Annotated in this window: 21 protein-coding genes and 1 riboswitch; of the genes, 7 read left to right on the top strand and 14 right to left on the bottom strand. The window is 59.3% G+C overall.

Features of this window, described 5'->3' with window-relative positions:
- Positions 1-59: 59 nt before the first annotated feature.
- From PVA19_RS15755 to PVA19_RS15715, 9 genes are all read right to left on the bottom strand, one after another.
- Positions 60-1,706, bottom strand: a complete 1,647-nt coding sequence (locus PVA19_RS15755) for an adenylate/guanylate cyclase domain-containing protein (protein ID WP_440599388.1) — start codon at positions 1,704-1,706, stop codon at positions 60-62.
- 305 nt (positions 1,707-2,011) lie between these two features.
- Entirely contained in the window at positions 2,012-2,872 is an 861-nt protein-coding gene (locus PVA19_RS15750) for an MBL fold metallo-hydrolase (RefSeq protein WP_274103352.1), read from the bottom strand.
- 170 nt (positions 2,873-3,042) lie between these two features.
- Positions 3,043-3,498 carry a cyclic nucleotide-binding domain-containing protein gene (locus tag PVA19_RS15745; protein WP_112954666.1) on the bottom strand — a complete coding sequence of 152 codons (456 nt, stop codon included), beginning with the start codon at positions 3,496-3,498 and terminating at the stop codon, positions 3,043-3,045.
- A gap of 56 nt (positions 3,499-3,554) precedes the next feature.
- Complete coding sequence (locus PVA19_RS15740; protein WP_274103351.1) at positions 3,555-6,272, bottom strand: ABC transporter transmembrane domain-containing protein; 2,718 nt, start codon at positions 6,270-6,272, stop codon at positions 3,555-3,557.
- Positions 6,273-6,448: 176 nt separating this feature from the next.
- Positions 6,449-8,914 (bottom strand): glycosyl hydrolase 2 galactose-binding domain-containing protein, encoded by a 2,466-nt coding sequence (locus PVA19_RS15735; protein ID WP_274103350.1) that lies wholly within the window; start codon positions 8,912-8,914, stop codon positions 6,449-6,451.
- Positions 8,911-9,897 (bottom strand): DUF1839 family protein, encoded by a 987-nt coding sequence (locus PVA19_RS15730; protein WP_274103349.1) that lies wholly within the window; start codon positions 9,895-9,897, stop codon positions 8,911-8,913. The genes PVA19_RS15735 and PVA19_RS15730 overlap by 4 nt, the downstream gene beginning before the upstream one ends.
- A gap of 37 nt (positions 9,898-9,934) precedes the next feature.
- The gene (locus PVA19_RS15725) at positions 9,935-10,846 is read right to left on the bottom strand and encodes an amino acid--[acyl-carrier-protein] ligase (RefSeq protein ID WP_274103347.1); all 912 of its coding nucleotides are present in this window, start codon (positions 10,844-10,846) and stop codon (positions 9,935-9,937) included.
- A gap of 4 nt (positions 10,847-10,850) precedes the next feature.
- Positions 10,851-12,032: an acyl-CoA dehydrogenase family protein gene (locus tag PVA19_RS15720; RefSeq protein ID WP_274103346.1), complete on the bottom strand. Its 1,182-nt coding sequence runs from the start codon at positions 12,030-12,032 to the stop codon at positions 10,851-10,853.
- Positions 12,032-12,283, bottom strand: coding sequence for an acyl carrier protein (locus tag PVA19_RS15715; RefSeq protein ID WP_113326700.1), 252 nt, complete (start codon positions 12,281-12,283; stop codon positions 12,032-12,034). Before PVA19_RS15715 ends, PVA19_RS15720 begins: the two co-directional genes overlap by 1 nt.
- A gap of 198 nt (positions 12,284-12,481) precedes the next feature.
- Positions 12,482-12,593: riboswitch (TPP riboswitch) on the top strand.
- Positions 12,594-12,699: 106 nt separating this feature from the next.
- Here PVA19_RS15715 and thiC point away from each other — a divergent pair.
- From thiC to PVA19_RS15685, 6 genes are all read left to right on the top strand, one after another.
- Entirely contained in the window at positions 12,700-14,523 is a 1,824-nt protein-coding gene (thiC, locus tag PVA19_RS15710; RefSeq protein WP_274103345.1) for a phosphomethylpyrimidine synthase ThiC, read from the top strand.
- Position 14,524: 1 nt separating this feature from the next.
- Complete coding sequence (gene thiO, locus PVA19_RS15705; RefSeq protein WP_274103344.1) at positions 14,525-15,520, top strand: glycine oxidase ThiO; 996 nt, start codon at positions 14,525-14,527, stop codon at positions 15,518-15,520.
- Positions 15,489-15,686 (top strand): sulfur carrier protein ThiS, encoded by a 198-nt coding sequence (gene thiS / locus PVA19_RS15700; RefSeq protein WP_112519463.1) that lies wholly within the window; start codon positions 15,489-15,491, stop codon positions 15,684-15,686. The genes thiO and thiS overlap by 32 nt, the downstream gene beginning before the upstream one ends.
- A gap of 3 nt (positions 15,687-15,689) precedes the next feature.
- Positions 15,690-16,463, top strand: coding sequence for a thiazole synthase (locus PVA19_RS15695; RefSeq protein ID WP_274103343.1), 774 nt, complete (start codon positions 15,690-15,692; stop codon positions 16,461-16,463).
- A gap of 314 nt (positions 16,464-16,777) precedes the next feature.
- Entirely contained in the window at positions 16,778-17,785 is a 1,008-nt protein-coding gene (locus PVA19_RS15690) for a P1 family peptidase (protein ID WP_274103606.1), read from the top strand.
- Entirely contained in the window at positions 17,782-18,177 is a 396-nt protein-coding gene (locus PVA19_RS15685) for a winged helix-turn-helix domain-containing protein (RefSeq protein ID WP_274103342.1), read from the top strand. The genes PVA19_RS15690 and PVA19_RS15685 overlap by 4 nt, the downstream gene beginning before the upstream one ends.
- Positions 18,178-18,184: 7 nt before the next feature.
- Here the strand turns inward: PVA19_RS15685 and modC are convergent, their stop codons facing one another.
- From modC to PVA19_RS15660, 5 genes are all read right to left on the bottom strand, one after another.
- On the bottom strand, positions 18,185-19,258 hold the full coding sequence (modC, locus tag PVA19_RS15680) for a molybdenum ABC transporter ATP-binding protein (protein WP_274103341.1): 1,074 nt from the start codon (positions 19,256-19,258) through the stop codon (positions 18,185-18,187).
- Positions 19,255-19,956 (bottom strand): molybdate ABC transporter permease subunit, encoded by a 702-nt coding sequence (gene modB, locus PVA19_RS15675; protein ID WP_062424827.1) that lies wholly within the window; start codon positions 19,954-19,956, stop codon positions 19,255-19,257. The genes modC and modB overlap by 4 nt, the downstream gene beginning before the upstream one ends.
- 361 nt (positions 19,957-20,317) lie before the next feature.
- Positions 20,318-21,112 (bottom strand): molybdate ABC transporter substrate-binding protein, encoded by a 795-nt coding sequence (modA, locus tag PVA19_RS15670; RefSeq protein ID WP_274103340.1) that lies wholly within the window; start codon positions 21,110-21,112, stop codon positions 20,318-20,320.
- Between the two features lie 199 nt (positions 21,113-21,311).
- Complete coding sequence (locus PVA19_RS15665) at positions 21,312-23,015, bottom strand: retron Ec67 family RNA-directed DNA polymerase/endonuclease (RefSeq protein WP_274103339.1); 1,704 nt, start codon at positions 23,013-23,015, stop codon at positions 21,312-21,314.
- Between the two features lie 712 nt (positions 23,016-23,727).
- Positions 23,728-25,020 carry an NAD(P)/FAD-dependent oxidoreductase gene (locus PVA19_RS15660; protein WP_274103338.1) on the bottom strand — a complete coding sequence of 431 codons (1,293 nt, stop codon included), beginning with the start codon at positions 25,018-25,020 and terminating at the stop codon, positions 23,728-23,730.
- 289 nt (positions 25,021-25,309) lie between these two features.
- Here PVA19_RS15660 and PVA19_RS15655 point away from each other — a divergent pair, with 289 nt between their 5' ends.
- The gene (locus tag PVA19_RS15655; RefSeq protein WP_274103337.1) at positions 25,310-25,546 is read left to right on the top strand and encodes an Lrp/AsnC family transcriptional regulator; all 237 of its coding nucleotides are present in this window, start codon (positions 25,310-25,312) and stop codon (positions 25,544-25,546) included.
- Positions 25,547-25,820 lie beyond the last annotated feature (274 nt).

The following is a 25,820-nucleotide window of genomic DNA, read 5'->3' as shown; positions in this document are numbered from 1 at the left end:
AAGGCATTATCTCATGGGATGCGCTCATCAGATGACGCAGGCCTCGGGTCGCGTTCAGGTCAAGACAGCAGCACTCGACTTTCTTCCTCGGAGATCAGGAAGACCTTCATCTCCGAGCTGCGCCCACGAATGGGAATGGTGCGGCTTCGAAGTCCGTCACGCTTGTGCCCGGACTGGACCATCACCGGTTCCGAGACGACGATGGAGGTGTCGAATTCCTTTGCGGCCGTCTCCAGGCGGCTTGCAACATTGACCGTATCGCCGATCGCCGTCAGCGTCTTTGCTGCGCCATAACCCATGATGCCGACGATCGATGGGCCTGCGTGAATGCCGATGGCGATGCGCAGGCGCACGGCAAACTGCTGTTCCAGTTCTTCATTCAGCTTTTCGACATTGCGCAGGATCAGGCAGGCGGCCTTCAGCGCGTCGGCCGAGGCGGTTTCCCGGTTGCCGTCCAGACCGAACAGCGCCATGGCGCCATCGCCGATGAATTTGTCGATGCGCCCGCCTGCCTGCTCCACCGATTGGCTGACAACGGTGAAATAGCGGTTCAGCAGAAACACCATGTCATAGGGCAGGCGTGATTCCGACAGGGCGGTGAAGTTTCTGAGATCGCAGAAAAGAACCGCAATCTCCTCCTCGCGACCGGGGCGGATCGGCTCGTTATTGGCCGGTGCGTCATCCTGCTGGCGGGCAGCAAGAAGTAGCGCCACCTTGACGCGACCGGTCGGACGAAGCTGGCAGCCGAGTCTCACATCGGAATCGGCGTGAATACGCTGCAGGGTGGCGCGCTCGATATCGCCCGGCTCCGGCAGGGGAGCCTCCGATTCCAGGATCTTGACGCGGCAGGTGGAACACCGCCCCTTGCCGCCGCAGGCGGAGAAGTGCGAAATGCCTTCAAGCCGGCTCGCCTCCAGAATGCTGAAGCCCGCGGGCGCGCGCAGCGCATGGCCGTCTTCATACAGGATTTCGAAGCCGCGCGATCTTTGCCGCCAGCCTCTTATGGCACGCGCGGCAAATGTCAGGATGACGGCCGCGCCAAAGGCAAGACGTATCCCGAAGGTGATATGCGAGATCGTCGCCTGGCGCTCCGGCGACCGTGGCGAAGGGGCGGGCGGCGGGTCTGAGGGCGAGCGCATTCCCGCTTCGGAATGGGGATGATCGGCGGGAAGGTCCATCTCCATCTGCCGCCCGGCATCGCTGAAACCGAGAAGCGCCATGATGGGCAGCAGAACCGCAAACATTAGGAGATACGGCGCCACCTGCCGGTACCAGCTTCGATACCGCAGCCAGAAATAGACGCCGAGACAGCCATGCGCCCAGATCAGCACCAGCGCGATGCTCTGGCGAAGGCCGAGATAGGGGGAGATGATCCAGAACCGGCGAATGACGACGTCATAACCCTCATCGATGCCGAAGAGCATGCGTGAGAAACGGATGCCGGCCGCGTGGTCGATGATGAGGAAGGGGATAGCCAGGCCAAGCAGGATTTGCAGCGCTTCGCGCCACGGCATCTGTAGCGATCGCAGCAGGTAGATGGAGCGCAGCACGAGGAAGAGGTGAACGACGACCGAGCCGTAGAAAATGACGCTGCTGACCGGGTTCAGCCAGATGAGACTGAACCAGCCTCTGCCATATTCAGCCGTATCGATGGAAATCAGTGCAAGGGCGTGGTTGAAGAGGTGACAGGCGACGAAGGCCAGCATGACGAGACCTGAGAGCAATCGTGCTCGCCGCAAAGAGGTCTCTGTCACGTATTGCGCCAATCCCGACCTCAAATCTCGTTCAATACAAATGGATATTCAAATAATCGTCGTCTGTCGCGGTCCGCAGGAGCACGCTTGGTCGTGACCTGCCGATACACCGGCTGTCGTTGCCTGCTCAAGACGAATCCTGCGCCTCACGGAGATAATGTTTTTTAGTCTTATTCGAGGCAGCCGCTGGTCCAAAGCATGGTTCACGCAAAACTGTGCAGCGGTTTTGCGACAACGACATGCGATACAACAAAGACCTAAAGCTCGATCGTCTGCCCGTCATAGGCCGCAAAGGCGCCGGCAAATTCCTTCTTCGCATCCTGGTCGATCTGGTCGAGTTCATCATCCGTGCGGAAGGGGGCGTGGTGAATGAAGCCGACCGATTTTGCGTTGGCATGTTTGGCAAGCTTGATCCCCTGCTGCCAGGAAGAGTGGCCGTACCCCTTGTAAAGCTCCATTTCCGCGTCGGTGAAGCTCGCGTCGTAAAGGAAGAGATCGACATCGTCGATGAGCTTCAGCACGGCCTTGTCGAGCTTGCCCGGCTCATGCTCGGTATCGGTGATGATGGCAAGGCTCTTGCCCTGCCAGTCAATGCGGTAACCGATGGCGTTGCCCGGATGGGTGAGCATACCGGTGCGGATCGACAGGTCCGGATGGACCGACAGCGTGTCTTCGGCGGTAAAATCGCGGGTATCGATATGGGCGCAGCAAATGTCGAGCGGTGCCGGAAACCAGGGCGGGCTCATGAATTCGCGCAGCATGTCGCGGGTGGTCTTGTGGCCTGCCAGATGGCCGGACCAAATGCGAACGTCGTTCTCGCGCTTGAAGAAGGGTTTGAAATAGGGGAAGCCGACAATGTGGTCGTAGTGGCAATGGGAGAAGAACATGTCGACGCTGCCGGCACCTTCGGCCCTCAGCGCCAGACCGGCCGGGTGAAGACCCGAGCCTGCGTCAAAGAGCAGAATATGCTCGCCGCATCGAACCTCGATGCAGATGGTGTTGCCGCCATATTTGTGGAATTTTTCTCCCGATACAGGAAGCGTCCCTCTCGCTCCCCAGATCTTGACCCGGAATTCCTGTCTATTGCCCCGACGGTCTCCGTCGGAATTCAACGCCATCATATACCCCAACCTGCCACGGCAACCCGTCTCAACGCTTCCTCCGTAGGGTCCCGTTTTCTCTTCGCCAACAACTGGCGCGTGCCTACTCCACGCAGCATTTCAGTTTTATGACCGCAGCACCACTTTTATTTTTTCCTTAAAGCACCGCAGTCTGGAAGAATATATTATCAAACGCTTGAATGCGCGCGCGCCTTGCTCAGTTCCGTCGTCGTCTGTGTCAGACGCTCGGCCAGAACACGCATGACCTTGATGGTGATCTCGGGGAAGTCCGACATCAGCTTGAAGAATTGCTCCTTGCCGATGCGCAGCGCCTCTACCGGCGTCGAGGCTTTCACGGTCGCGGTTCTGACACTGTCGCAAAGAATGGCGATCTCGCCGACGATGGCGTTGCCGCTCATTTCCGTCAGCTTGATCTGGCCCGATGGCGAGTCGATCAGGACATCGACCTTGCCGGTCAGAAGCACATAGGCGCTATCGCCAAGATCGCCCTGCCGGAATAGCTCGTCTCCTGCAAGATAGGAAACGCGGTCCGAAGCAAAAGCAAGTAGCTTGAGTTTCGACGGCTCCATCTCACTGAAGAAGGGGACGCGCTTCAGCATCTGAATTTCATCTTTGAAAAGCATAGCCCTGTCCTGGTTGGTATTACCGATTCACGTTGCTGTCGTGTGCCCGCGACATGTCACGCAGCGATCATTTCCTTAAATGTACCGTTTTCTTCCACAAGAGTCTCGTATGATCCGTCTGCAACAATTGTACCGTGGTTAACGACGATAACTCTATCGAACATCTTGGAAAGCGACGGATTTGACAAGACCCACAGAACTGCAGGATTTGCGCCGTCTCTCCTCAGGAAGGCGATGACGTTATCGACGATTTCCTGCTGCAGGCGATGGTCGAGACCCGGTAGCGGACGGTTGAGCACGTAATAATCCGAGCGCCGCATCAAAGCCCGCGCGAGATTGAGCTTCTGGCGCTGCAATGGCCCAAGACGCTTGCCGCCGGCACCGAGATTGAAGTCAAGCCCCACGGCAAGAACCCGCTCATAGACACCCTGCTTGCGCATGGCATCGGCCACAAGCCGGGTGATACGGCGCGAGGCGTCGGTGTAACGATGGCTGACCTTGCCGAAGAGGATGTTGTCGAGCAGGCTGGTCGATGCGGCATACTGATCGGGATCGTAAGGCTCGATGACGTCGCGCAGTTCTTCGGGCAGGTTCTCGTGGAACATGTGGCGCACTTCGACGATGCGGTTCATCACTTCCGGTGTCAGAAGGCCGAAACGCTGTCTTGGTTCGACATAGAAGAAGCTGAGGCGGATCATGGCACGGCGGTCTGCCTCGTTCGCATCATCGTAATGCTTGCCCTGCAGGCGCTGCAGGATCTGCTGATAGTTTGGAATGTCATCCGCGGTCATGAAGGTCAGCTGCTGGTAGAGCGGATGATCAGGCGGCAGATCGGAGAAGATTTCGACGATGTTCTCGGCGATCGTATAACCCATGTCGAAGAGCGTTTTGGAAAGGCCCGTTCCGCGCATGAGCGACAGGAAATACTTGCTTTCGATGATTTTGCTGCTGCCGGTCTGCGCATCGCGCATCGTGCCGAACAGGATGTTTTCGCCGACGGTCGCTTCGGTGTTGTAGCTGTCCGGCTCGAAGGGAACGATGAGACCAGAGAGGTTTTCCCGCTCCAATTCGCTGCGCAGCGTCCGGCGCAGTTCGACGATGCGGGCTGCCAGATGCAGGTCGCTCATTGGATCGATGGAGGAGCGGAGCGCAAATTCCAGAATGTCCGGCGAAAGCTGAACCGTGTCCAAAACGGCGAGCATGGATTTGAGAAATTGCTCCGGATCCTCGCGGCCTGCCGGGCTCGACTCGTAATCGATCCAGTCGCCGTTGAGATCCATGTCCGGGTTCTCGGCAAGCTTGGCCTCGCGGACTTCCCATTTTCGGTGCTCGAGTTCAGTCCCTTCATACTGCTTGGGTTTGAGGGGCGCATGCTTCAGCCCGTAGAGAAGATTGTCCTTCAGGCTTGCGTGGAAGAAGTAGCTGTCGGCCGAGACGTATGAAATGCGCCGTCCGGTGACGGATTCGGGCAGATCGTGGAAATCTGTATCGCCGATGGAAATCTTGCCCGATGTTGGCCAGAGCGTGCGTCCCAGGGCATCTGCCAGGGCTTCGCCGCCGGCACTGCCGACGATCGCCACGGTTTCTCCGGGATTGATGGTAAGTGTTGCCTGATCGAGGAGGCGCGTGCCGCTGTCATCATCAAGCGAAAGTGCGGAAATGACGATCGGGCCTGTGATCGCGGCAGCTGCCGCCGGAGACAGATCCTGGATTTTGGGGTCGATCATGCTTGGAGAATCGAACTGCTCGAAGACCTGTTCGTATTTCACCTGCACGTCCTGGCGGGCCTGATCCCAATCGATCAACTCTTTCAGTGGTCCTGGCAGTTCCTTGTAGGCGTTGATCACGGCAACGAGCTGACCGACATCGAGGCTGCCGCGCAGCGTCAGGTAACCGCCGACTGCGTAGAAGAAGAAGGGCGTCAGCTGCGCCAGGAAGTTGTTGATGAACTTGACCAGAAATTTCCACTGATAAAGGTCGTAGCGGATCTTGAAGATCTGGCCGAGACGCTGGCCGGCATCGGCGCGTTCGTAGTTCGAGGTGTCATAGGCGTGGATGGTGCCGATGCCATCGACCATTTCTCCGATGCGACCGGCAAGCTCGCGCGCGGTCAGCTGTCTCTGGCGTCCAAGATCGATCAGGCGGCGGCGCATTTTCGGGATGATGCCCACCTGAATGGCGGCCATGAAAGCGGCAATCATGCCGAGCCAGAAATTTTGCACCAGAATGAAGAACAGCGCCGACAGTGCCTGGCCGCCGAGCAAAGCAGGCTGGACGAAGGCGTCGCCGGTAAAGCCGCCGAGCGGCTCCACCTCGTCCTTGATCATGCTGGAGATTTCCGCGCCCTTGACGCGCTTGAAATGCGTGGGCGGAAAGCGCAGGACCCGGTCGATCAGCTGGAAGCGGATGCGGCGCAGCAGGCGCTCGCCAAGTCGGCCCTTGTAGGTGTTGATGTAATATTTGAAGAGGCCGTTGATGATGACCAGCGCCAGGAAGGTGAGGCTGAGGCCCATCAAGGTGGCCATGCGGTTCAGCTCGATACCCGGAAAAAGTGTGACCGTGCCGAAGTAAGGCAGGTTAAGTGTCAGATGCATGAAAAGCTGCGTGGCGTTGGCGCCTTCGAAGCCATCGCCCTGGATCGGCCCGTTGACGATCTGCTTGGGCAGATCGAAGGCCAGGAAGTACGGGATCATCGACAGCGCCACGATCAGCAGAATGAAAAGCTGCTGCTTCTTGGTATGCGTCCAGATGTAACGCGTCAGACTTTTTTCCATCGAGGACTTCTATGCCGTGCCGGATAAAGTGGAAGGTAATGGATGTTCATGCTGGCGTCAAAGCGGCTCTGGAGGGGGAAGGAGAGCGCTGAAACGGGGATAGGATATGGTGGTTCACATACTGGTGAAACAAGCCGCTTCCCTACAATATCGCGTAGGGAAGCGAAACTTTTTTATTAGAAGCCAAAATGCAGGCGTGAGCCGAGCGACCGGATTTCGCCATGGGGCTCGGCAGGGGCGTTCTCCTCAGCGATCAGTGCGATGGTCTTGGCCTCACCGGGAGCCAGATGGAACCAGTCATCGGCTGGGCGGAAGCCATCGGTACTGATATTGACCGACTGGGCCAGCCGATCCGTCGTCAGCGTCAGGAACCATTGCCCGTTCTTCTGCTCTGTCGTTGCGCTCAGGTTTGCGGCATGCAACGCCGCGCTGCGGCCGCGTGGAAAGTGGAAGGCTTCGGCAATCAGCTCTCCCGTCACGGCGTTCTTCAGCCTTGCAACCGTCATATCATGGGCGGGCGGACCGAAGCGATAGGCATAGGTCGTGTCGAAGAATGCGCCAAAGCAATCGGTGGCGGCAAGGCTTGTCTTGGATCGCGGTGCGAGATCGAGTTGCTTCTGGCCGCGGACGACGGGTTGCAGGCCATCGCGCAGGCAGGCGAGTTCGACGGTGAGCTTGCGGCTTTCCGCCGTCTCGTTGACGAGATGGACGGCAAGCCCGTTGATCCCTTCATCGGTCAGGATCAGCTGTACCGGGCGAAATGCCCGCTTCAGCCCGTACCAAGCCGACTTCGGTTTACCGGTGGAATCGATTACGCCCCAGCCCGCACCCGGTACAAGATCCTGAAGGGTCAGCACCATGGCACCCTGGCAGGAGGAGCCGTTGCGCCGCCACTCGCCATAGGTCGCTTCCATTACCTCGGCAACCGCCGCCCGCGAGAGGTCGAGATAGTGCTCGCCATCCTCGCGCCGCGTCCGCGACGGGTCGAGGTCATAGAGGAGCTTGAGATAATGGTCGCGCACATCCTCGAAATCCCAGGAGGCACCGCGATCGCGCGGCACGCGGGCTTTCCACACCGGATGATGAACGGCGGCAACGGGAAGGTGCCGATCAAGCGTCTTCTGCTGCGGCGCATTGGCGAAGGCGAGGCACTCGCCAGCAAAGCGGACATCGGCGCGACGCGCATCCTCCAGCGGTCGGCAATAGGCGCCGACGCCATAATAATGGCCGACCTTTTCATCGGTGAAGAAGGGCTGTGCGCCGCCAAAGGGCGAGTTCGGCACATAGGCGACATCCGGGCGGCGGGCTTTGACGAAGCGCGGCAGCATCTCTTCGGTCAGCGGACCTTTCCAGAAGGTCTCGCCAAGACCGAGCATTGCCCCCTGCTGGTACATTTCGCTGCCACCGCAGATGACGGTTAGCGAGGGAGAGAGCGCCGCATTCGCCAGAAGGTCCGCCGTTTCCCTCTCGATATGGGCGACGAAGCCTTCATCCTTTGCCGGATAATCGAAATTGGCGAGCGTCATGTCCTGCCAGACCATCAGGCCGAGTTCATCGCAAAGGCCAAAGAAGTCTCTGGTCTCATAGGTCATGGTTCCGCCAATGCGGATCATGTTCATGCCCGCCTCTGCGGCAAGGCGCAGCCAAGGTGCGTAATCCTCTTTGGCGCCGGGAAGCCGGACGATATCGGCATTGGACCAGACGGCGCCCCGGCAGAAAATGGCGACGCCGTTGATCGTCAGGCCGAAGCCTTTGCCATCGGTGCCATGATCGATCTCGATGCGGCGGAAGCCGGTTTTGCCAAGTGTGTGCGTCTTGCCGTTGACGCGCAGGTGAACCTCGTGCAGCGTCGGCGTGCCATGGGTGGCGGGCCACCAGGGCTCGACGTCCGGAAGGCGCAGCTCGGCTGAGAAGACGCCGCCTGAAACGGGCTCAAGTTTTTGCCAGCGATCCCCACAACCGATCTCGACAACGGACGAGGACAGCGCTTCAACGCTGACACGGAGGATGCCAACGCCGTCTTCTGTCAATTCGGTGGCGAAGGAGGTGAGGTCGAAATCCGCGTCGCCGTCACGCACCAGCCGGATCGGCCGCCATGGTCCGCTCGCATGGATCTCCGGGCACCAGCCGGGCATGTAGCCCAGCGCCGTCGTGCGGATCAGCCGAAGCCCCTGTGTCGACATCATCTGCGGACGCCAGCGGGCGCGGGGGCCGGTCTTTTCCAGATGGGGTTTAAGGGCGCGAAAGCAGATCGCCAGTTCGTCCGCGCCGGAAAGCGTGACGCCAACCTCCAGCGCCTCGAACATGCTGGCGGAGTGCGCGATCGGCTCGTCGTTCAGATAGATATCGGCGATGGTCGCAAGGCCATCGAAATGTAGCGTGGCGGTCTGCGGTTGTGCTGCATCAAGCCTCAGCCGGTACCAGGCATCGAGGTGGTTGAGCGGCTTCGGATCGAAGCGGTCGAACCTGCCCGCCTTCTCCAGCGCCTCGGCGACGGTGCCGGGCACCGGTGCCTCGAGGCTTTCCGAATCTGTTGGGATGCCGGATGGGCGCTCGCAGGCACCGGCTTGCGTCAATGTCAGCGTCCAACCCTCCGTCAGCCACTGGCCGGGGAGGGCGTCATGTCGAAGGCTCGCGCTCACGCGGCCTCGCTGGCATCATCGAGATGGGAATTGAGCTTCGCCATCAGCGCGTCCCAGGCGTCAGCCGCGGGATCGAGAGCGGTGGCGAGCGGCTCGAACTTGCGGCGCGCCACGGCGCGTGCCAGCTGGAACTGCACCGTCTTTGCCACTTCGGCGATCTTCAGCGCCTCTGCGGCTGCGTCATCGAAAGCCTGTGGTCCGGCAAGCCATTGCAGTTGGCTGGCCGCGAGTTCGAAATTGGCGCCGAGCTGGCGCAGCGTATTGAAGGCGTATTTGTGGAAGAAGCCGAAGGGGCGGTCGGCAACCTTTTCGACCTGTGCCGGGAAGACCTGCGAGAAGGCCCGGATCGGATTGTCCGCCGGTCGTCTGGAAAAATGCTGCACCAGCAGCCGTTCGGCAACCTTGCGGCGGCGCTCTTCGGGGACCGGTTTTTCCGGGAATTTGGCGAATTCCGCATAGGGCAGGAAGGGCGGTTCGCCCTCTTTCAGATGGTGCTGGAACACGCCCGCATAGTCTTCGCCTTCCAGCACGAAGTAGCCGGCATTGTGGAAATAGTCGAGCTTGAGATTGGCGCGGTCGATGCGGTTGATGGCAATCGTCGTCTTGCCGTGATCGTTTCGGTAGCCGACCCCATGCGTATCTGGCAGGTAGAAGCTGTCCACCTCTATCAGGGAAATGCGGCCGCGCTTCAGCTGCGTTTCGATATGGATTTCGACATCGTCGAAGATCGCAAGCTCTGTCGAGCGGATGCCGTAGAGCGCCTCGAGGTCTTCGAGCGGCATCTTGAAGAAGGTGAAGTGGTCGCCCTCGAAATCCTGCGTCAGGGTAAAGCCGAACATGGCTTCCGGCGGCAGGCCGCACGAAGCCACAAGCTCGATCCATAGATCGACAAAGCAATTGGTTTCCGGCCACATCCTGTCGGATGCGTGGAGCAGGTGAGGGACATGGCTCTCAGGGCTCAGGGCCGGAAAAATTGCCGTCATGCAAACCTCAATTTCTTAGGCCTCAATTCTAAAGGCCTCAGTGCCACAGCGTATCGCGAACCGACTGCGGCCATTGATCGACATCCAGCCCGTGCTTGGCAAGGAGGGCAAGCGCCAGTCGCTCCAGGCCGAAGCCGACGCAGGCGGTGTGGGCGACAGAGCCGTCCGCAAGGTTCAAGCTCCACTTCGCGCCGAAGGCATCCTGGTGGTAGTTGAAGCTCATGCAAGCGGTGAGGTTGGTCGTCGACGTGACGGGGATCAGCAGTTCGAACTTCAGGTTCTGGTCGCGCTGGTTGTTGGCCAGCATCCGGCCTGCGCGTCCGAAGAAGGGATCGTTGGCGATATCGAGCTTCACGTCGAGGCCGATGCCTTCCATCATTGCCACGCCGCGATCCATCCACAGCTGGCGGAAATCGGTGACGTCGCTTTCGGTGCCCATGCGCACATATTCGCGCATGCGGAAGAGCTGCTGGCGCGCCGGGTCCTTGGAAGGCTCATGGCGGAAGCAATAGGACTGAATGTCGTAGAGACCGCCGCCATCGGGCAGATTGCCGCGCTTGGCAATGGTCGGGTAGAGCGGATAGCAGGCGGCCGGTGTGAGCACGATATTGGTGATCTTCTGGTCTTTCGCCCAGTCGTCGCCGCCCTCATCCATTGTCTTCAACAGGTTGACGTGGTCGAGCTCGCAGCCGCAGAAGGAATGGACGGTACCGGCGAGCTGCGGGAAGCTCTTCATGTAGCCGCTTTTTTCGAAATAGGCGCGGTTGATGCCGGGCGGAAAGCGGATCGCTTCGGCCTTGTCGCCGGCGCCCACTTTGCTGACCAGGCTTTCGAGACCGGTGATCACGTCTTCGAACTGACCGCTTCGGCCATAGAGACCGTCGACGCCGGTATCGATGAGCAAACCCTTGTCGAAGAGCCTGTCGAGGAAAGATGTTTGTGCGTCCATGGTCCTACCTCAGAAGGCTCGTATCCTGCTTTTGAATCAGCAGGAGATTGGCGGAATTGCTCAGGATTCTGTCATTAGAAATCATCAGCCGGGCAGAATGCGCGTCACGCAGATGGCGGCCAAGGCTATAGGGCGTGCCGTTCTTGTAGCCCATGATGCCGCAGATCAGCATGGCATTGTCGATGATTTCCAGAATGGTCTCGGACGAGCAGATCTTGACGTTATTCATGGCAATGGCAAAGCCCATCGACATCAGCTTGTCCGGGTCGGCTTTCGTCTCGTCATAGGCCTTGATGCCGGCAATCACGTTGGATTTGACGATTTGCAGCTTGTTCGACACTTCGGCCAGTCGCAGCGCGCCCGGGGGTGCGGACCCTGGCGATTTGCGGGCGGCGGCGCGCACGAAGCTCTGCGCCCGTGCCACCGCGTCAGATGCGATGCCGTACCATACGCCGCTCCACAGAAGATGCGAGGTGGCGAGCATGGATTGGGCTGCAATTTCAGCAAAGGGCTTGGGGAAAATCTGTTCGGCCGGAGCCTCGCCCTTGAACAGGAAACCATCGGAGCAGGTGCCGCGCATGCCAAGCGTATCCCATACATGGGTGCGCTCAAGGCTATACTGGTCTTTCAAAAACACCGTCATCACCTGATCGGAGGGAGCGGCATCCTTGTTGCTGCGCGAGGTGATGAGAATGGCGTCGGCCTCGCTGCCATAGGAAATGACGGTCGCGTCCTTTTCCAGGCGGCAGGTGTCGCCATCCACCTCGATGGCACAGATGGAATTGCGAAGATTGCCGCCAATGCCGCCTTCGGTGGTGGCGGAGGCGAGCAGCAATTGTTCGCTGGCCAGGCGGCGCATGAAGGCGCTGTGCCACTCGCTTTCTTCGCCGTGCTCCACCAGGCTCGAGGCCTTGATGTGGTGCATGGCGTAGATCATTGCGGTGGCCGAACAGGCCTGGCCCAGAATGGAGCAGATATCGGCAAGCTCCAGCATGGTGGCACCTTCGCCGCCCATGTGAACCGGAACCTGGATGCCGAGCAGCTTTTCCTCGCGAAGCGCGTCGACGGCCTCTTTCGGGAAGCGGCCTTCGGTATCCACCGCATCGGCATGTTTTGCGGCAATCGCCGCCACCCGCGCCGCCCGGGCGCTCAGTGCTTCACGGTGAGGCGCGACGGCGAGGTCCATCAGGCAGCCTCTTTCCCGTCGAGAATGGCTTTGACCGTGGTTTCGATGGCGGCGATGCTGGCAAAGGATTTGCGGTTCAGCATGCTGTCGGGAAACTCGATGTCGAACGCCTCTTCCAGGCCCAGCATCAGCTGCACGGAGGCGAAGGAGGACAGGCCCGCGGCATAAAGATCGGCATCGTCGGCAAGCGTGTCGACGGAAACGGGAAGCTGGCCGAATTTTGCCAGCACCTCACGGATAGTAGAATTCATCCCAAGTATCTCCCTTTAACTGGAGGCATTATCGCGTAACTTCTGAGTTACATTTAAAAACATAACATAGTCATAAGTGGTGCGGTTAATTTCCGGTGACATTGCTTGGCGCCCAACGCAATTGTGGTTTCCCCACCGCCCTCTTTTGGCGCAACCGGCTGCCAGCTTGACATTCGGCGCCATGAGGTCTTTGATTGCGGCATTCACCAGGGGGGTCCCGGCAAGGGGCTGAGATACTGCTAGAGCGCGCAGTGACCCGTTGAACCTGATCCAGTTCATACTGGCGTAGGGACGGTGCAAACGCGGGCTTTATGGCAGAACCGGCTTAACGCCGGGGAACCGTCATCATTCCTATCCCGCGCTTTTCGTCTTCATGCTCGAACTGGGTCTCCACTGTTTTGCTTTGGAGCCTCACGATGAACATTGCCGCTAAAAATCTCACCCCAACCGTTACCACAGGTCCGTTGCCTGCCTCCACCAAGGTGCACAAGCCGGGCGTTCTTCACCCGCATATCCGCGTGCCAATGCGCGAAATTGCGGTCCATCCCACCGCCGGCGAACCGCCGGTGACCGTCTATGATGCCTCCGGTCCCTATACCGATCCGACGCATCTGGTGAACATCGATGCCGGTCTGCCGCGCCTTCGCCAGGAATGGGTTCTGGCGCGTGGCGATGTCGAAGCCTATGAGGGCCGGCATGTGAAGCCGGAAGACAATGGCTTTGCCACCGGCGAGAGGCTGACGCCGGAATTTCCCGTGCGCAACCAGCCGCTGCGGGCCAAGGATGGAAAGGCCGTCACCCAGCTGGCCTATGCACGGGCGGGCATCATCACACCGGAGATGGAATATATCGCCATCCGCGAAAACCTCGGACGCGAGGCGGCGCAGGAGAAGCTTGTGCGCGATGGCGAAAGCTTCGGTGCACATATTCCAGATCATGTGACGCCGGAATTCGTCCGTCAGGAAGTGGCTTCCGGTCGCGCCATTATCCCCTCCAACATCAACCATCCGGAAGCCGAGCCGATGATCATCGGGCGGAATTTTCTGGTCAAGATCAACGCCAATATCGGCAATTCCGCCGTCACTTCCTCCATGGCGGAAGAGGTGGAGAAGATGGTCTGGGCCACGCGCTGGGGTGCCGATACGGTGATGGATCTTTCCACCGGGCGCAACATTCACAATATTCGCGAGTGGATCATCCGCAATTCGCCGGTGCCGATCGGCACGGTGCCGCTCTATCAGGCGTTGGAGAAGGTCAACGGCATTGCCGAGGATCTGACCTGGGAAGTGTTTCGCGATACGCTGATCGAGCAGGCCGAGCAGGGCGTTGATTATTTCACCATCCATGCGGGCGTGCGCCTGCATTACATTCCGCTGACCGTCAATCGCGTCACCGGCATTGTCTCGCGCGGCGGGTCGATCATGGCCAAGTGGTGCCTGCATCACCACAAGGAAAGCTTCCTCTACGAGCATTTCGACGAGATCTGCGACATTTGTCGCGCCTACGACGTGTCGTTTTCGCTGGGGGATGGCCTGCGTCCGGGCTCGATTGCCGACGCCAACGATGCCGCGCAGTTTGCCGAGCTGGAGACGCTGGGCGAGTTGACGCAGATCGCCTGGGCCAAGGATTGCCAGGTGATGATCGAAGGCCCCGGCCATGTGCCGATGCACAAGATCAAGGAAAACATGGACAAGCAGCTGAAGACCTGCGGCGAGGCGCCCTTCTACACGCTTGGACCGCTGACCACCGACATCGCGCCCGGTTACGACCACATCACGTCCGGCATCGGTGCGGCGATGATCGGCTGGTTCGGCACGGCGATGCTCTGCTATGTCACGCCGAAGGAGCATCTGGGCCTGCCGGATCGCAACGACGTGAAAGTCGGGGTCATCACCTACAAGATCGCGGCGCATGCCGCCGATCTCGCCAAGGGTCATCCGGCGGCTCAACTGCGTGACGATGCGCTGTCGCGCGCCCGCTTCGAATTCCGCTGGGAGGATCAGTTCAACCTGTCGCTCGATCCGGAAACGGCGCGCTCCTATCACGACGAGACGCTGCCGAAGGAAGCGCACAAAGTCGCGCATTTCTGCTCCATGTGCGGGCCGAAATTCTGCTCCATGCGCATTTCCCACGATATTCGCGCCGAAGCCCAGAAGGAGGGGCTGGAGGCCATGGCGGAGAAATTCCGTCAGGGCGGCGATCTCTACATGCCGCTGGAAAAGCCCGTGGCTGGTGAGTGAGATGCGCATTCTCATCAAAGGGGCAGGCGTTGTCGGTCTGACGGCTGCCCTTGAGCTGACGCGGGGCGGATCTGCGGTGACGGTGTTCGACACTGCGCCTCGGATCGGTCGCGGCGCATCCTGGTTTGCCGGCGGCATGCTGGCGCCCTGGTGCGAAAGGGAGAGCGCCGAACAGGCGGTGCTCGACCTCGGACAGTCGGCGCTCGACTGGTGGGAGGAGGCCACACCCGGCCTCGTCTCGCGCAACGGTACGCTGGTGGTGGCGCCAGCACGGGACAGGGCGGAACTCTTGCGCTTTGCCTCGCGCACCAGCGGCTACCGCCTGGTGGATGAGGATGAGATTGCAGCACTCGAGCCGGACCTTGCCGGACGGTTCCGCCATGGACTGTTCTTCGAGGGCGAAGGTCATCTCGATCCGCGGCTGGCGATGGTGGCGCTGCATCAGCGTCTGGTGGACAGCGGCGTGGTCTTTCGTTTGGGCGGCGACACGATCGACGATGGCGGCTTCGACCGCATCGTCGATTGCACCGGCCACGCGCAGGTCGGATCGCTCTCAGGGCTTCGGGGCGTGCGCGGCGAAATGCTCTATCTCGCCACGCACGAGGTTTCGCTGTCGCGCCCGGTGCGGCTCCTGCATCCGCGCATCCCGCTCTACATCGTCCCGCGTGAGCCGGGGCGCTTCATGCTGGGTGCGACGATGATCGAAACCGAGGAGGCGGGGCCGATTTCCGCCCGCTCGATGATGGAGTTCCTGAATGCCGCTTACGCGCTGCATCCATCCTTCGGAGAAGCGCAGATCATCGAAAGCGGTACCGGCATCCGGCCTGCCTTTCCCGACAATCTTCCGCGCATCGTTCAGGAGGGCAAGACGCTCTTCATCAATGGTGCGCACCGGCACGGCTTCCTACTCTCGCCTGCCATGGCGCGCCAGGCTGCCGATTTCATCGAACACAAGGAGGTGTCCCATGCGGATCCATGTCAACGGCGAAGTGCATGATCTTTCCGCCGCCACGCTGTCAGAGCTTCTTTTCGCCCTTGATTTCGAGGGCGACTGGCTGGCGACGGCGGTCAATGGCGATCTCGTCCATGCTGAGGATCGCCCGCAATTTCATTTGAAGGATTCCGACCGGATCGAAATCCTGTCCCCGATGCAGGGAGGATGAACCATGTTTCGATTGTATGATCGCGATGTCAGCTCACGGCTGCTGCTGGGTACTGCGCGCTATCCGTCGCCCGCCGTTCTGGCGGATGCGGTTCGCGCCAGCAGGACCGACATTCTGACCATTTCGCTTAGGCGTGAAACGGCAGGCGGCAAAAAGGGCGGGCAGTTCTTCGAGATGATCCGCGAACTCGACCGCCTCATCCTGCCCAATACGGCGGGCTGCCACACCGCCAAGGAAGCGGTGCTGACGGCGAAGATGGCGCGGGAGGTGTTCAAGACCAACTGGATCAAGCTGGAGGTGATCGGCCATCACGACACACTCCAGCCGGATGTCTTCGCGCTGGTGGAGGCGGCCCGCATTCTCTCAGACGACGGGTTTGAAGTGTTTCCCTATACGACCGACGATCTGGTGGTGGCGGAAAGACTGATCGATGCCGGCTGCAAGGTGCTGATGCCCTGGTGCGCGCCGATCGGCAGCGCCATGGGACCGCTGAACCTCACCGCGCTCAAATCCATGCGGGCGCATTTTCCCGATGTGCCGATGATCGTCGATGCCGGCCTTGGCCGCCCCTCGCATGCGGCAACGGTGATGGAGCTTGGCTATGACGCCGTGCTGCTCAATACGGCCGTCGCCGGCGCCGGCAACCCGGTAATCATGGCGGGCGCCTTTGCGAAAGCCGTCACGGCGGGGCGTGAGGCCTATCTCTCCGGCATGCTGGAGCCCCGCGATATGGCGGTACCGTCCACGCCGGTGATTGGGACGGCGGTGTTTTCGTGAGGCTGGTCCTCCCGAACTTGATCCACTGCTGTCCGGTTTAAAGTTCTGGTTTGGATCTGCCGCACCCCCCTCTGTCCTGCCGGACATCTCCCCCTCAAGGGGGGAGATCGGCAAGCGGCGCCCTTCGCATGTCCTATCCCACCGGAGTTTGGGGCGAGACGGTGCAACAGTTCGATCTCCCCCCTTGAGGGGGAGATGTCCGGCAGGACAGAGGGGGGTGCGGCACGGCGCGGAGCTCACTTCGCCCCACGACACTCTAAGCCAACATTGACAACACCTCCCCACAGCGGGATACCGGCATGACAACAGAAGGAATGCCGCCCTTGCATAATCTGCTGATCGATATTGACGGTGTTGCGGTGGGCCATGCCACCGATCTGGCGCTTGGCTCCGGCGTAACAGCCATCGTCTTCGATGAGCCGGCTATTGCCTCCGGCTCGGTTCTGGGTGGCGCGCCGGGTGGGCGCGATACGGCGCTTCTCGATCCATCGATGACGGTGGAGGCGGTGGACGCCTTCGTGCTCTCCGGTGGATCGGCCTTTGGGCTGGATGCGGCAGGTGGGGTGCAGGCGGGATTGCGCCAGGCCGGGCGCGGTTTTCCGGTGGGCAATACCCGCGTGCCGATCGTGCCGCAGGCGATCCTGATGGATCTTTTGAATGGCGGCAACAAGGATTGGGGGCTGCATTCGCCCTATCGGGACATGGGGTACGAGGCGTTCAAGGCCGCTTCGCACGCGCCCTTTGCGCTCGGCACCGTGGGGGCCGGAACGGGTGCCACGACCGCGACGGTGAAGGGCGGGCTGGGCTCTGCCAGCGACAAGACATCCTCCGGCATTACGATTGCGGCGATTGTCGCGGTCAATGCCTTGGGCTCGGCAACGGTTGGCACCACGCAAAACTTCTGGTCCGCCCCCTTTGAACAGAATGGCGAATTTGGCGGGCTTGGCCTGCCAACACAGTTCAGCCAGGCCGATACGGCGCTTCGCATCAAGGGCGTGACGCTGACGGCCACCACCATTGGTGCGGTGATCACCGATGCAGTGCTGACGAAGGCGCAGGCGCATCGCCTTTCGATTCTGGCGCATGACGGGCTGGCGCGCGCCGTGCTGCCTTCGCATCTTTCCAGCGATGGCGACACGATGTTCGCCGCGGCCACCGGCAGGAAGCCTCTCACCCAGCCGAGCGATTTTGCCGAACTTTGCCATCTCGCCACGCTGGTCATGGCACGTGCCATTGCCCGCGGTGTGTTTGAGGCGAGCGCGCTTCCCCATGAGGGCGCGCAGCCTTCCTGGCGGGATCGCTTCGGAGCCGCGCAGCCATGAGCGACACGCCATCGCGCCCGCCTCTCAAGCCCGTGCTGCGGGTGGATTTTCCACCGGGCGAGCGGCTTGGTCGTGGCAAGATCGAGCTGATGGAGCATATCGTCGCCACCGGCTCCATCTCTGCAGCCGGACGCGCCATGGACATGTCCTATCGCCGTGCCTGGCTGCTGGTGGATGCGCTGAACCACATGTTCAAAGAACCGGTGATAGAATCCCAGCGCGGCGGCAAGCAGGGCGGCGGTGCGGGGCTGACGCCTTTTGGCGAAGAGCTGCTGGCGCGCTTTCGCGGCATGGAAGCGCGTCTGCGCGAGACGCTGCAGGCCGATCTCGACTGGCTGGAAGCCAACCGCGCACCCGACGATCGCAAGACGCAGGATGCGCCCTCTCAATAGCGCCCATTCAATAAGGGTCGAGTGCTGCCGATTTGACGATGGCGAAGACTGGGCTTCCGGCTCTGAGCGACAGCCGCTCGATGGAAAGGCTCGTTACGCGCGACTGGATGAGGGTGCCGCTGCACGCCACCTGCACCAGCGCCATGCCATCGGCCAGCGCAATGCCTGTCACGTGGCCTTCGAGAATGTTGAGGGCGCTCAAACCCTCCGGTCGCACCGTTGCCAGCATCACGTCTCTTGCGGGAATATGCACGCGCACCGCCTTGCCGGGCTCTGCGTTTTGCGCGGGCACCTGAAGCGCGGTTTGACCCAGCCGAACGGTCGCGAGCCGGTGGGCAGCATCGAAGGCCTCCACCGTGCCGGAAAGAATGCTGCCTGCTTCGCGCCGCTCCAGATAGGCGCTGAAGGCGGGCTGCGAGAGGATGTCCGAGGCCGGGCCAGCGGCATCGATCCGGCCATCCTTCATCACCACCACCTGGTCTGCCAGGCGCGAGACTTCGCTGACCGAGTGGCTGACATAAAGGATCGGGATGGTCGTCTCGTCGCGCAGCCGCTCGAGATAGGGAATGATCTCGGCCTTGCGCGCCTCATCGAGGGCGGCCAGCGGCTCGTCCATCAACAGCAGGCGGGGGGAGGAGAGCAGCGCCCGGCCAATCGCCACCCGCTGCTTTTCGCCACCGGAGAGCTTTTCCGGCCGCCGCTGCAACAGCGCGCCGATGCCGAGCATCTCGATCAAATGGGCGGAGGCGGTAGCATCCGCACCCCCACCGGAAAACCAGCGACCGTAATGCAGGTTCTGCTCCACGCTCAAATGCGGGAAAAGCCGCGCTTCCTGAAACACATAACCAAAGCGCCTTTTATGCGCGGGCGTGAAGATGCGTTTTTGCCGATCGGCCAGCACCGTGCCATCCAGTTCAATCCGCCCCTCATCCGGCTTCGTCAGCCCGGCAATGATGCGCATCACCGAGGTCTTGCCGGAGCCGGAGCGGCCGAAAAGCGCGGTCACCCCCTTGTCTGCGGTAAAGGCCGCATCCAGCGTGAAGCTGCCCAGCCTGTGGCGGGCGTTGAAGGACAGCGTCATTGCCCGGCCACCCTTCTGCTGACCATGCGCGCCAGAAATTCCGACGCCAGCAGCGCTACCATGGAAATAACGATCGCCACCAGCGTCAGGCGCATGGCGCCCGCATCTCCGCCCGGCACCTGGGTGAGGCTGTAGATCGCCGCTGAGAGCGTTTGCGTTTCGCCGGGAATATTGGAGACGAAGGTGATGGTCGCGCCAAACTCGCCCATCGCCTTGGCAAAGGCGAGGATCATGCCGGCAATGATGCCGGGAAGGGTGAGCGGCAGTGTCACCGTCAGGAACACCCAGAGCGGGCTTGCGCCGAGCGTCCCCGCCGCTTCCTCCAGCTTGCGATCCACCGCCTCGATCGACAGGCGGATGGAGCGCACCATCAGCGGAAAGGCCATGATGGCGCAGGCAAGGGCCGCACCCGTCCAGCGGAAGGAAAAGACGATGCCGAAATGCTGATCGAGAAACGCGCCGATCACGCCCTTGCGGCCAAAGAGGATCAAAAGCAGAAAGCCGGTGACGACCGGCGGCAGGATCAGCGGCAGATGCACGATGCCGTTCAGCAGCGACTTGCCGAAGAACCGCCCGCGCGCCAGCGCCAGCGCAATCAGAATGCCGAAGGGAAGGCTTGCCAGCATGGCAACGGTCGAGACCCACAGGCTCAACCGTATCGCCGTCCATTCCTCCGCACTCAGCGACAACCAGTCCAAACTGCCATTCCTGTTCTCAAGCACCGGGGCGCGCAAAAACGCTCCCGAGTTTAGCGACACCGGTGCTTCCGATCTTACCGCCTATCGTTCTCGCAAGCCGCTGAGCAACTTTGCGCGATTTGCTTTAAGGATTTATTCCGATGCCCGGTTCTGAAGCATGGTCCACGCAAAAGTGCGCAGCGGTTTTGCGATCACGACATGCGACAAAACAAGGACCCGGAGCGTCAGGAGCGAATCGGAAAGATCGCGACACGCTTCTAGCCAAAGCCGGGCAGCGTTTCGGCGCAAACGCCATCAGAGCCGATGCGATGATGCGGCTGTGAAAGCCCGTCGTGCTGTTTCAGACCTTGCATGCTTTCCCTTACTTCAGAACCGTAAAGCCCTGGACCTCGAAGAAGGGGGCTGCCTTGGCCGATTTCAGAAATTCCAGATAGGCAGCCGCTGCCGGGCTTTTGGCATCCTTCAGCGTCGCGACGGGATAGATGATCGGCGGATGCGAATCTTCCGGAAAGGTGCCGACGATCTTCACGCCGGGATTAGCCGCCGCATCCGTCTGGTAGACGATGCCATAGGGCGCTTCCCCGCGCGAGACCAGGAGCAGCGCCGCGCGCACACTTTCCGCCCCCGCCACCTTGCCGGAAACGGCAGGCCAGACGCCAAGCTTCTCGAGCGCCGCCTTGCCATATTTGCCCGCCGGCACGGAATCCACCGCCCCCATGGCAAGCTTCCCATTGCCGACAAGAGCCGAAAGATCAAACCCCGGCTTGATCTCCACCGGCTTCGCATTTGCCGCAGGCGCAACCAGAACGAGGCGGTTGCCCAGAAGATTGCTCCGCGTGTCTTGCTTGATCAGCCCCTTGCCCGCCAGATAGTCCATCCAGGCCAGATCCGCCGAAATGAAAATATCCGCAGGCGCACCCGCCTCCACCTGCTTCGCCAGCGCCGAACTCGCGGCATAGGACACCACAACCTCATCGCCACTCTGCTTGGCGAAGGCGGCATTTGCAGCATCCAGCGCATTCTTCATGCTAGCCGCAGCAAAGACGGTGACCTTCTCGGCGGCGAGCGCGGGCGAGGAGAGGGCAGGTGCCACAAGACACGCGGCGGCGATGGCCCATGCTGCGGTTTTCAGAATGATGCGGCGGTGAAGTGTCATGGATCGGCCCCTCAAGCGAGATATCTGGTTGGATATATCGGTGGTAATCGATGAGGGTTATGTTTGCAAGGATATAGCGATACCAACGTGGTTCGCTGCGTTGGTGGCCCGAAAACTTGCTATGTTGCCAAGACTTGCGCAGCTGCCGTGTCTAGCTAACTAGGGTAATCGATATGCCGGACAAAATGTTTGACTGCAGCTATGGAGCTATCCCTGAGACCAATTTGGCATTGTAGTCTAATAAGACTTGGTCAATCGCAGTTAAAAGAGCGTTAAATCCGTTGAAATTGATTTTGCTTTGGTTCGGACGTACAACATCCTTTGCGAACGTATGCTTCGAATAAAACTTTGAGCCATCTGACTCTTTGTTGGTGAGATCTAGCTTTTTGCCCTCGTACACAAAGCCTAGTAGGGCAGGGTCGAACAACCCCTCAATTGCAGTCACTGGATTTCCAGTAGGTGGGATGGGTACTGCGTACAGGTTCGAGTAAACGTAGTAGAAGGGGTCCAGTCCGGTAACTTTGGTCTTGGTGATCGAGCCAAGAGTTGAGAAAAAAGCTTTAGACCCTTCATCATTGTCTACTAAAATGATCACGGGATGCCTCCCGCCAGACTTGAAACCGCTGATCCTTTTTCGGTAATCGCCAAGCAAGTTTTTGAGTTCTCCGGTCCCGCCGGATAACCCCATGAGCTCTCTGCTAGAGTTGCTGTATCTGAAAAACTTTAGCTGGTGCTCTTTTTCTTGTCCCGAAACTTGGATTAGATTCGGATATCCTGCGGCTAACTGGTTAAGGGCAGCCTTGAGATAAATGGTATCGGTGACGCCTTCTCCAATAATGACTGGCTTAGTAATCCCAAAAAACGAAACGAAATTAAGGAAAGACTGATATAGCTTGAATGGCGCCGTCGTCCGCATTGACGGGCCATTTTCAAGCTTGTTTTGCATAGAGCGTACATGGTGAATATAGTTCAATCGTCCTCGGATCACGCTATCGGAAACCGGTTCAAGCGATCCATTCAGATTTGAATAGCCAAACCCTAGATTGAAAAGGTTGTGACACATTGCTCGCGTAGTATGGTAGTACTCCGTAGGGACCGATACGGATTTATTTACAATAAGCCCCGTAGCTTCCTGTCTAGACGACTTATACTGTAGACGTGTCTTAGAATTATTAAGTTTAAATCCGCTCTTGAAGATATTTTTTAATAACTCATCTCCTGGAACCCAAGAGTTGGGCGATTTCGTGCCTGGATAAGCTATCGCTTTGGGAAACACGCGTTCGTTCGTCGAAAAGCTCAGATCATCTGCGTATCTAGTGTACGTACATCTGTGTCGGCCTGCCATGCGCGATAGGCGCATATCAAGGATGTGGCCAATAAAATCTGATATGATGGGCGAGCAAGGGCTTCCTTGCGGAAGAGAATTGTTATGACAGGCAATCTGCGCGATAACGGTCGCTACTTTGGGGTGAAGGCAAAAATGTTGATTTTTTATAAAGAAACCATATACGCGCCCAAAATTTATAGAAGGAAAAAAATCCTTTAAATCCGCGTTGAACACATACCTTTTGTTTCTGTGATTTCGTGCATTGGTAATTATGGAAAGGTTTCTCTTGAACGCGTGCGAAACGACACAATTATTGTCTACTGCACTGTCTTTGCTTATCTCGCCTTGCACGCCGAGAAGCAGGTCAGCTAAATTTCTTTGAATTCTTTTTAGTCTATCAATCGGCGCACTAATTACCCTTTTTCCACCTGTTTTTTTTGAAATCTCGAACTCCTTGTACTTGAGATGGCTGGGAATCTTGTAAATCACGTACGAAAGTACGCTTGGCTTCTCCTCGAGAATGTATGCTAGGTCCGAAAGTGACTTTGCTGCTCTTAACGCTTCAAGTTTCGACATATTCGATTTTCTTAAGGCTTGCGGACACTCTTATGCGAATGGGTATCATATCCAATCCACATCATATGTAAGTATCGTCGGGCAAACCGCCTGACAATGTTTTCAACTGCCATGAAACTTGGCAACAAGATCTGTCCGCAAGCCCGCATCCAGAAAACATTCTTCTAATTGGTGGCACAACTCAAAAGCGATCCCGCTACAGTTTTTTCAACAAATATTTACAAAAATTGGGGTCGTTAGATACGCTGACGAAGAAATTTCGCTTAGGCAAAAAAACGAAGTTTGCATTATGAGATGAGAATCCGGCAATGGCTGATCTCATAACGAACCATGAATTTCAGAAGACTTGGTTTTTGCGGAATGGAGATTTAGCGGTTTTCGGCAAGTTAACCTAACAGACACTGCTGGATGTAGTTGTGCAGACCCAGGAAACCGCTGATCCGGACAATGGGTGTCTGGCATTTCCGCGCTAGGTTTCGAATTCTATTTATTGATCACGACAATCAGTCACCCAAACTAATCACGGATGAATCACTTGAATGGGTGTCTGTGCATCATTTTGAAACGTTGCTGGCGAGGCGGTCCGACTAAGGAAACATCGTTCGGCGAAGCAGTTGTATAGAAAGATCATACAGGCAATTTCCTCTCGGAGTCGGCGCGGGTGGCTGCCCTATGCTGGAGTTTGGTTAGCGCCGCGACTGCTATCGTTAGGCTACGCCGAACCAAACCGCTCCCCCGCAAAATGCGCCACCTGCGCACCGGCCTCATAATAGGCCTCCTTCAGCGCCCGAAAACTCTGCGCCTTGGGCTCTGACACTGGCAGCGGCAGGTCGCTTTCGCTGATCTCGCCGGCCACATGGGCGGCCAGTGTTTTGCCGAAGGTGGTGCCCGGCGCGATGCCGCGGCCGTTGTAGCCGCAGAAGCCTACGACGTTCTTGGCGAAGCGGTGGAAGCGGGGGACGGCGTTGTCGGTCATGCCGATCTGGCCGTACCATTCGCATTCGAACTCCACATCGCCAAGCTGCGGGAAGAGGCGTTTGAGCGAGCGTTTTGCCCAGGCGCGGTGGACGCTTGCCCCTGTGTCGCGCAATGCGCCCACACTGCCGAAGACGAGGCGGCCGGCCTTGTCCATGCGGAAGGAGGAGAGGATTTCCTTGGTGTCCCAGCAGCCTTCGCGGCCGGGCAGGACGGACTTGGCGAGATTATCGCCGAGCGGGCGGGTGGCGAAGTTGAAATAGGGGAGGTAGACCTGCTCCTCGCGGATGATCTTCCACGGGCCTTGGCTATAGGCTTCCGTTGCCACGATGATCCAGCTTGCCGAGACGGAGCCGCGATCGGTGCGCACCGTCCAGCCTTCGCCGTTTTCTTCCGTCGCGTGCACCGGGCTTGCCGTATGGATGATGGCGCCAGCTTTGAGTGCGGCGTTGGCCAGTCCGCGCACATAGGCAAGCGGCTGGAGCGTTCCGGCGCGTTCATCCAGAAGCGCGCCTGTGTATCCGTTCGTGCCGACCCGCCTTGCGGTTTCCTCGGCGCTCAGGATCCGCACCGGCGCGCCGCGCGCGGCCCACTGGTCGCAGCGCTCGCGAATTTCGGTGAGCCCCGCTTCGCCGACGGCGCAATGCAGCGTGCCGTTCTTTTCCAGTTCACAGGCAATCTCGTGTTTCTCGATGATCTCGCGCACCAGGAAGGGCGCGTTGCCCAGAAGGTCCAGCAGGCGATCGCCATGGACCGGGCCCAGCACATTGGGCAGTTCCTTCGGCATAACCCACATGCCGCCATTGATGAGGCCGACATTGCGGCCAGCACCCCCAAAGCCGATTTCCTTGCCTTCCAGCACGATGCATTTGATGCCGCGTTCCGCCAGATGAAGGGCCGCCGAAAGGCCGGTGAAGCCACCGCCAACGATCACCACATCCGTCGTCACATCCCCTTCCAGCGCGCTGGTTTGCGGCGGTGGCGGAGCGGTCTTTTCCCAAAGGCCATGCGAGCGGGGATCGTTATACATCGGGGGCATCCACAATCATGAGGCAGAGTTGCCGGGCAGGCGGTTGGGCGCGAAGAAGCGCCCTTTGGCGAAAACTCTATCGCGGCGCTTCACCGCTGACCATCGACATCTCGTCATCAATTCATGCCGGGCGGGAATAGTAGCGGGCAGCGTTGCCATGGGATCGTACGACGCCAAAGGCTTGAAAGAGCGGGCTGCCTCAGCCAATAGTGTGTCACACACGCGCAGGCGGCGGCTTTTGCCCCACCGCGCCACGCTTACATCAGCCTTTTGGCGAGGAAGACCAGTCATGAAGCCCATCTTCGTTCAGCTCCAATGCGCACCCGGCAAGACCTATGAGGTCGCGGACGCCATCTACAAGACCGAACTGGTTTCGGAGCTTTATTCCACCAGCGGCGAGTATGATCTCATGTTGAAAATCTATCTTGGCCCGGAGCAGGATGTCGGCAAATTCATCAATGATAACATCGTCAGTATTCCGGGCATCGTGCGCTCGCTGACGACGCTGACGTTTACGGCGTTTTGAGACGACACGGGGTTTCCGGGGAAAAGAGAGCGACACCCTCTCGTTCGTCATCCTCGGGCTTGATCCGAGGATCTATCAACCCACCCGTAAGTGCCTGAAAACATGGATTCTCGGGTCAGGCCCGAGGATGGCGGGGAGGAGGGATTGAATCTCATCGCAACGTCGCGCGGAGGTGAACGTCTCGCGGTTTAAGGTGGAGGAAATGGCCGAAGAACTTATTCGGTGTCGTGATTGAAAAATACTGGCTGAAAATCAAAAGGCGATGCCGGGTTGA

Origin of the sequence: Agrobacterium sp. CNPSo 3708 (assembly GCF_028674915.1) — a bacterium.
GTDB classification, from domain to species: Bacteria; Pseudomonadota; Alphaproteobacteria; order Rhizobiales; family Rhizobiaceae; genus Agrobacterium; species Agrobacterium cavarae.
Note: the sequence above shows the minus strand (reverse complement) of the source record. Positions and strands in the feature narration are given on the sequence as shown.

Coding starts and splice junctions, on each gene's coding strand:
- PVA19_RS15755 (WP_440599388.1), bottom strand. CDS start 1,706: ATGCTGGCCTTCGTCGCCTGTCACCTCTTCAACCACGCCCTTGCACTG.
- PVA19_RS15750 (WP_274103352.1), bottom strand. CDS start 2,872: ATGGCGTTGAATTCCGACGGAGACCGTCGGGGCAATAGACAGGAATTC.
- PVA19_RS15745 (WP_112954666.1), bottom strand. CDS start 3,498: ATGCTTTTCAAAGATGAAATTCAGATGCTGAAGCGCGTCCCCTTCTTC.
- PVA19_RS15740 (WP_274103351.1), bottom strand. CDS start 6,272: ATGGAAAAAAGTCTGACGCGTTACATCTGGACGCATACCAAGAAGCAG.
- PVA19_RS15730 (WP_274103349.1), bottom strand. CDS start 9,897: ATGACGGCAATTTTTCCGGCCCTGAGCCCTGAGAGCCATGTCCCTCAC.
- PVA19_RS15725 (WP_274103347.1), bottom strand. CDS start 10,846: ATGGACGCACAAACATCTTTCCTCGACAGGCTCTTCGACAAGGGTTTG.
- PVA19_RS15720 (WP_274103346.1), bottom strand. CDS start 12,032: ATGGACCTCGCCGTCGCGCCTCACCGTGAAGCACTGAGCGCCCGGGCG.
- PVA19_RS15715 (WP_113326700.1), bottom strand. CDS start 12,283: ATGAATTCTACTATCCGTGAGGTGCTGGCAAAATTCGGCCAGCTTCCC.
- thiC (WP_274103345.1), top strand. CDS start 12,700: ATGAACATTGCCGCTAAAAATCTCACCCCAACCGTTACCACAGGTCCG.
- thiO (WP_274103344.1), top strand. CDS start 14,525: ATGCGCATTCTCATCAAAGGGGCAGGCGTTGTCGGTCTGACGGCTGCC.
- thiS (WP_112519463.1), top strand. CDS start 15,489: ATGCGGATCCATGTCAACGGCGAAGTGCATGATCTTTCCGCCGCCACG.
- PVA19_RS15695 (WP_274103343.1), top strand. CDS start 15,690: ATGTTTCGATTGTATGATCGCGATGTCAGCTCACGGCTGCTGCTGGGT.
- PVA19_RS15690 (WP_274103606.1), top strand. CDS start 16,778: ATGCCGCCCTTGCATAATCTGCTGATCGATATTGACGGTGTTGCGGTG.
- PVA19_RS15685 (WP_274103342.1), top strand. CDS start 17,782: ATGAGCGACACGCCATCGCGCCCGCCTCTCAAGCCCGTGCTGCGGGTG.
- modC (WP_274103341.1), bottom strand. CDS start 19,258: ATGACGCTGTCCTTCAACGCCCGCCACAGGCTGGGCAGCTTCACGCTG.
- modA (WP_274103340.1), bottom strand. CDS start 21,112: ATGACACTTCACCGCCGCATCATTCTGAAAACCGCAGCATGGGCCATC.
- PVA19_RS15665 (WP_274103339.1), bottom strand. CDS start 23,015: ATGTCGAAACTTGAAGCGTTAAGAGCAGCAAAGTCACTTTCGGACCTA.
- PVA19_RS15660 (WP_274103338.1), bottom strand. CDS start 25,020: ATGTATAACGATCCCCGCTCGCATGGCCTTTGGGAAAAGACCGCTCCG.
- PVA19_RS15655 (WP_274103337.1), top strand. CDS start 25,310: ATGAAGCCCATCTTCGTTCAGCTCCAATGCGCACCCGGCAAGACCTAT.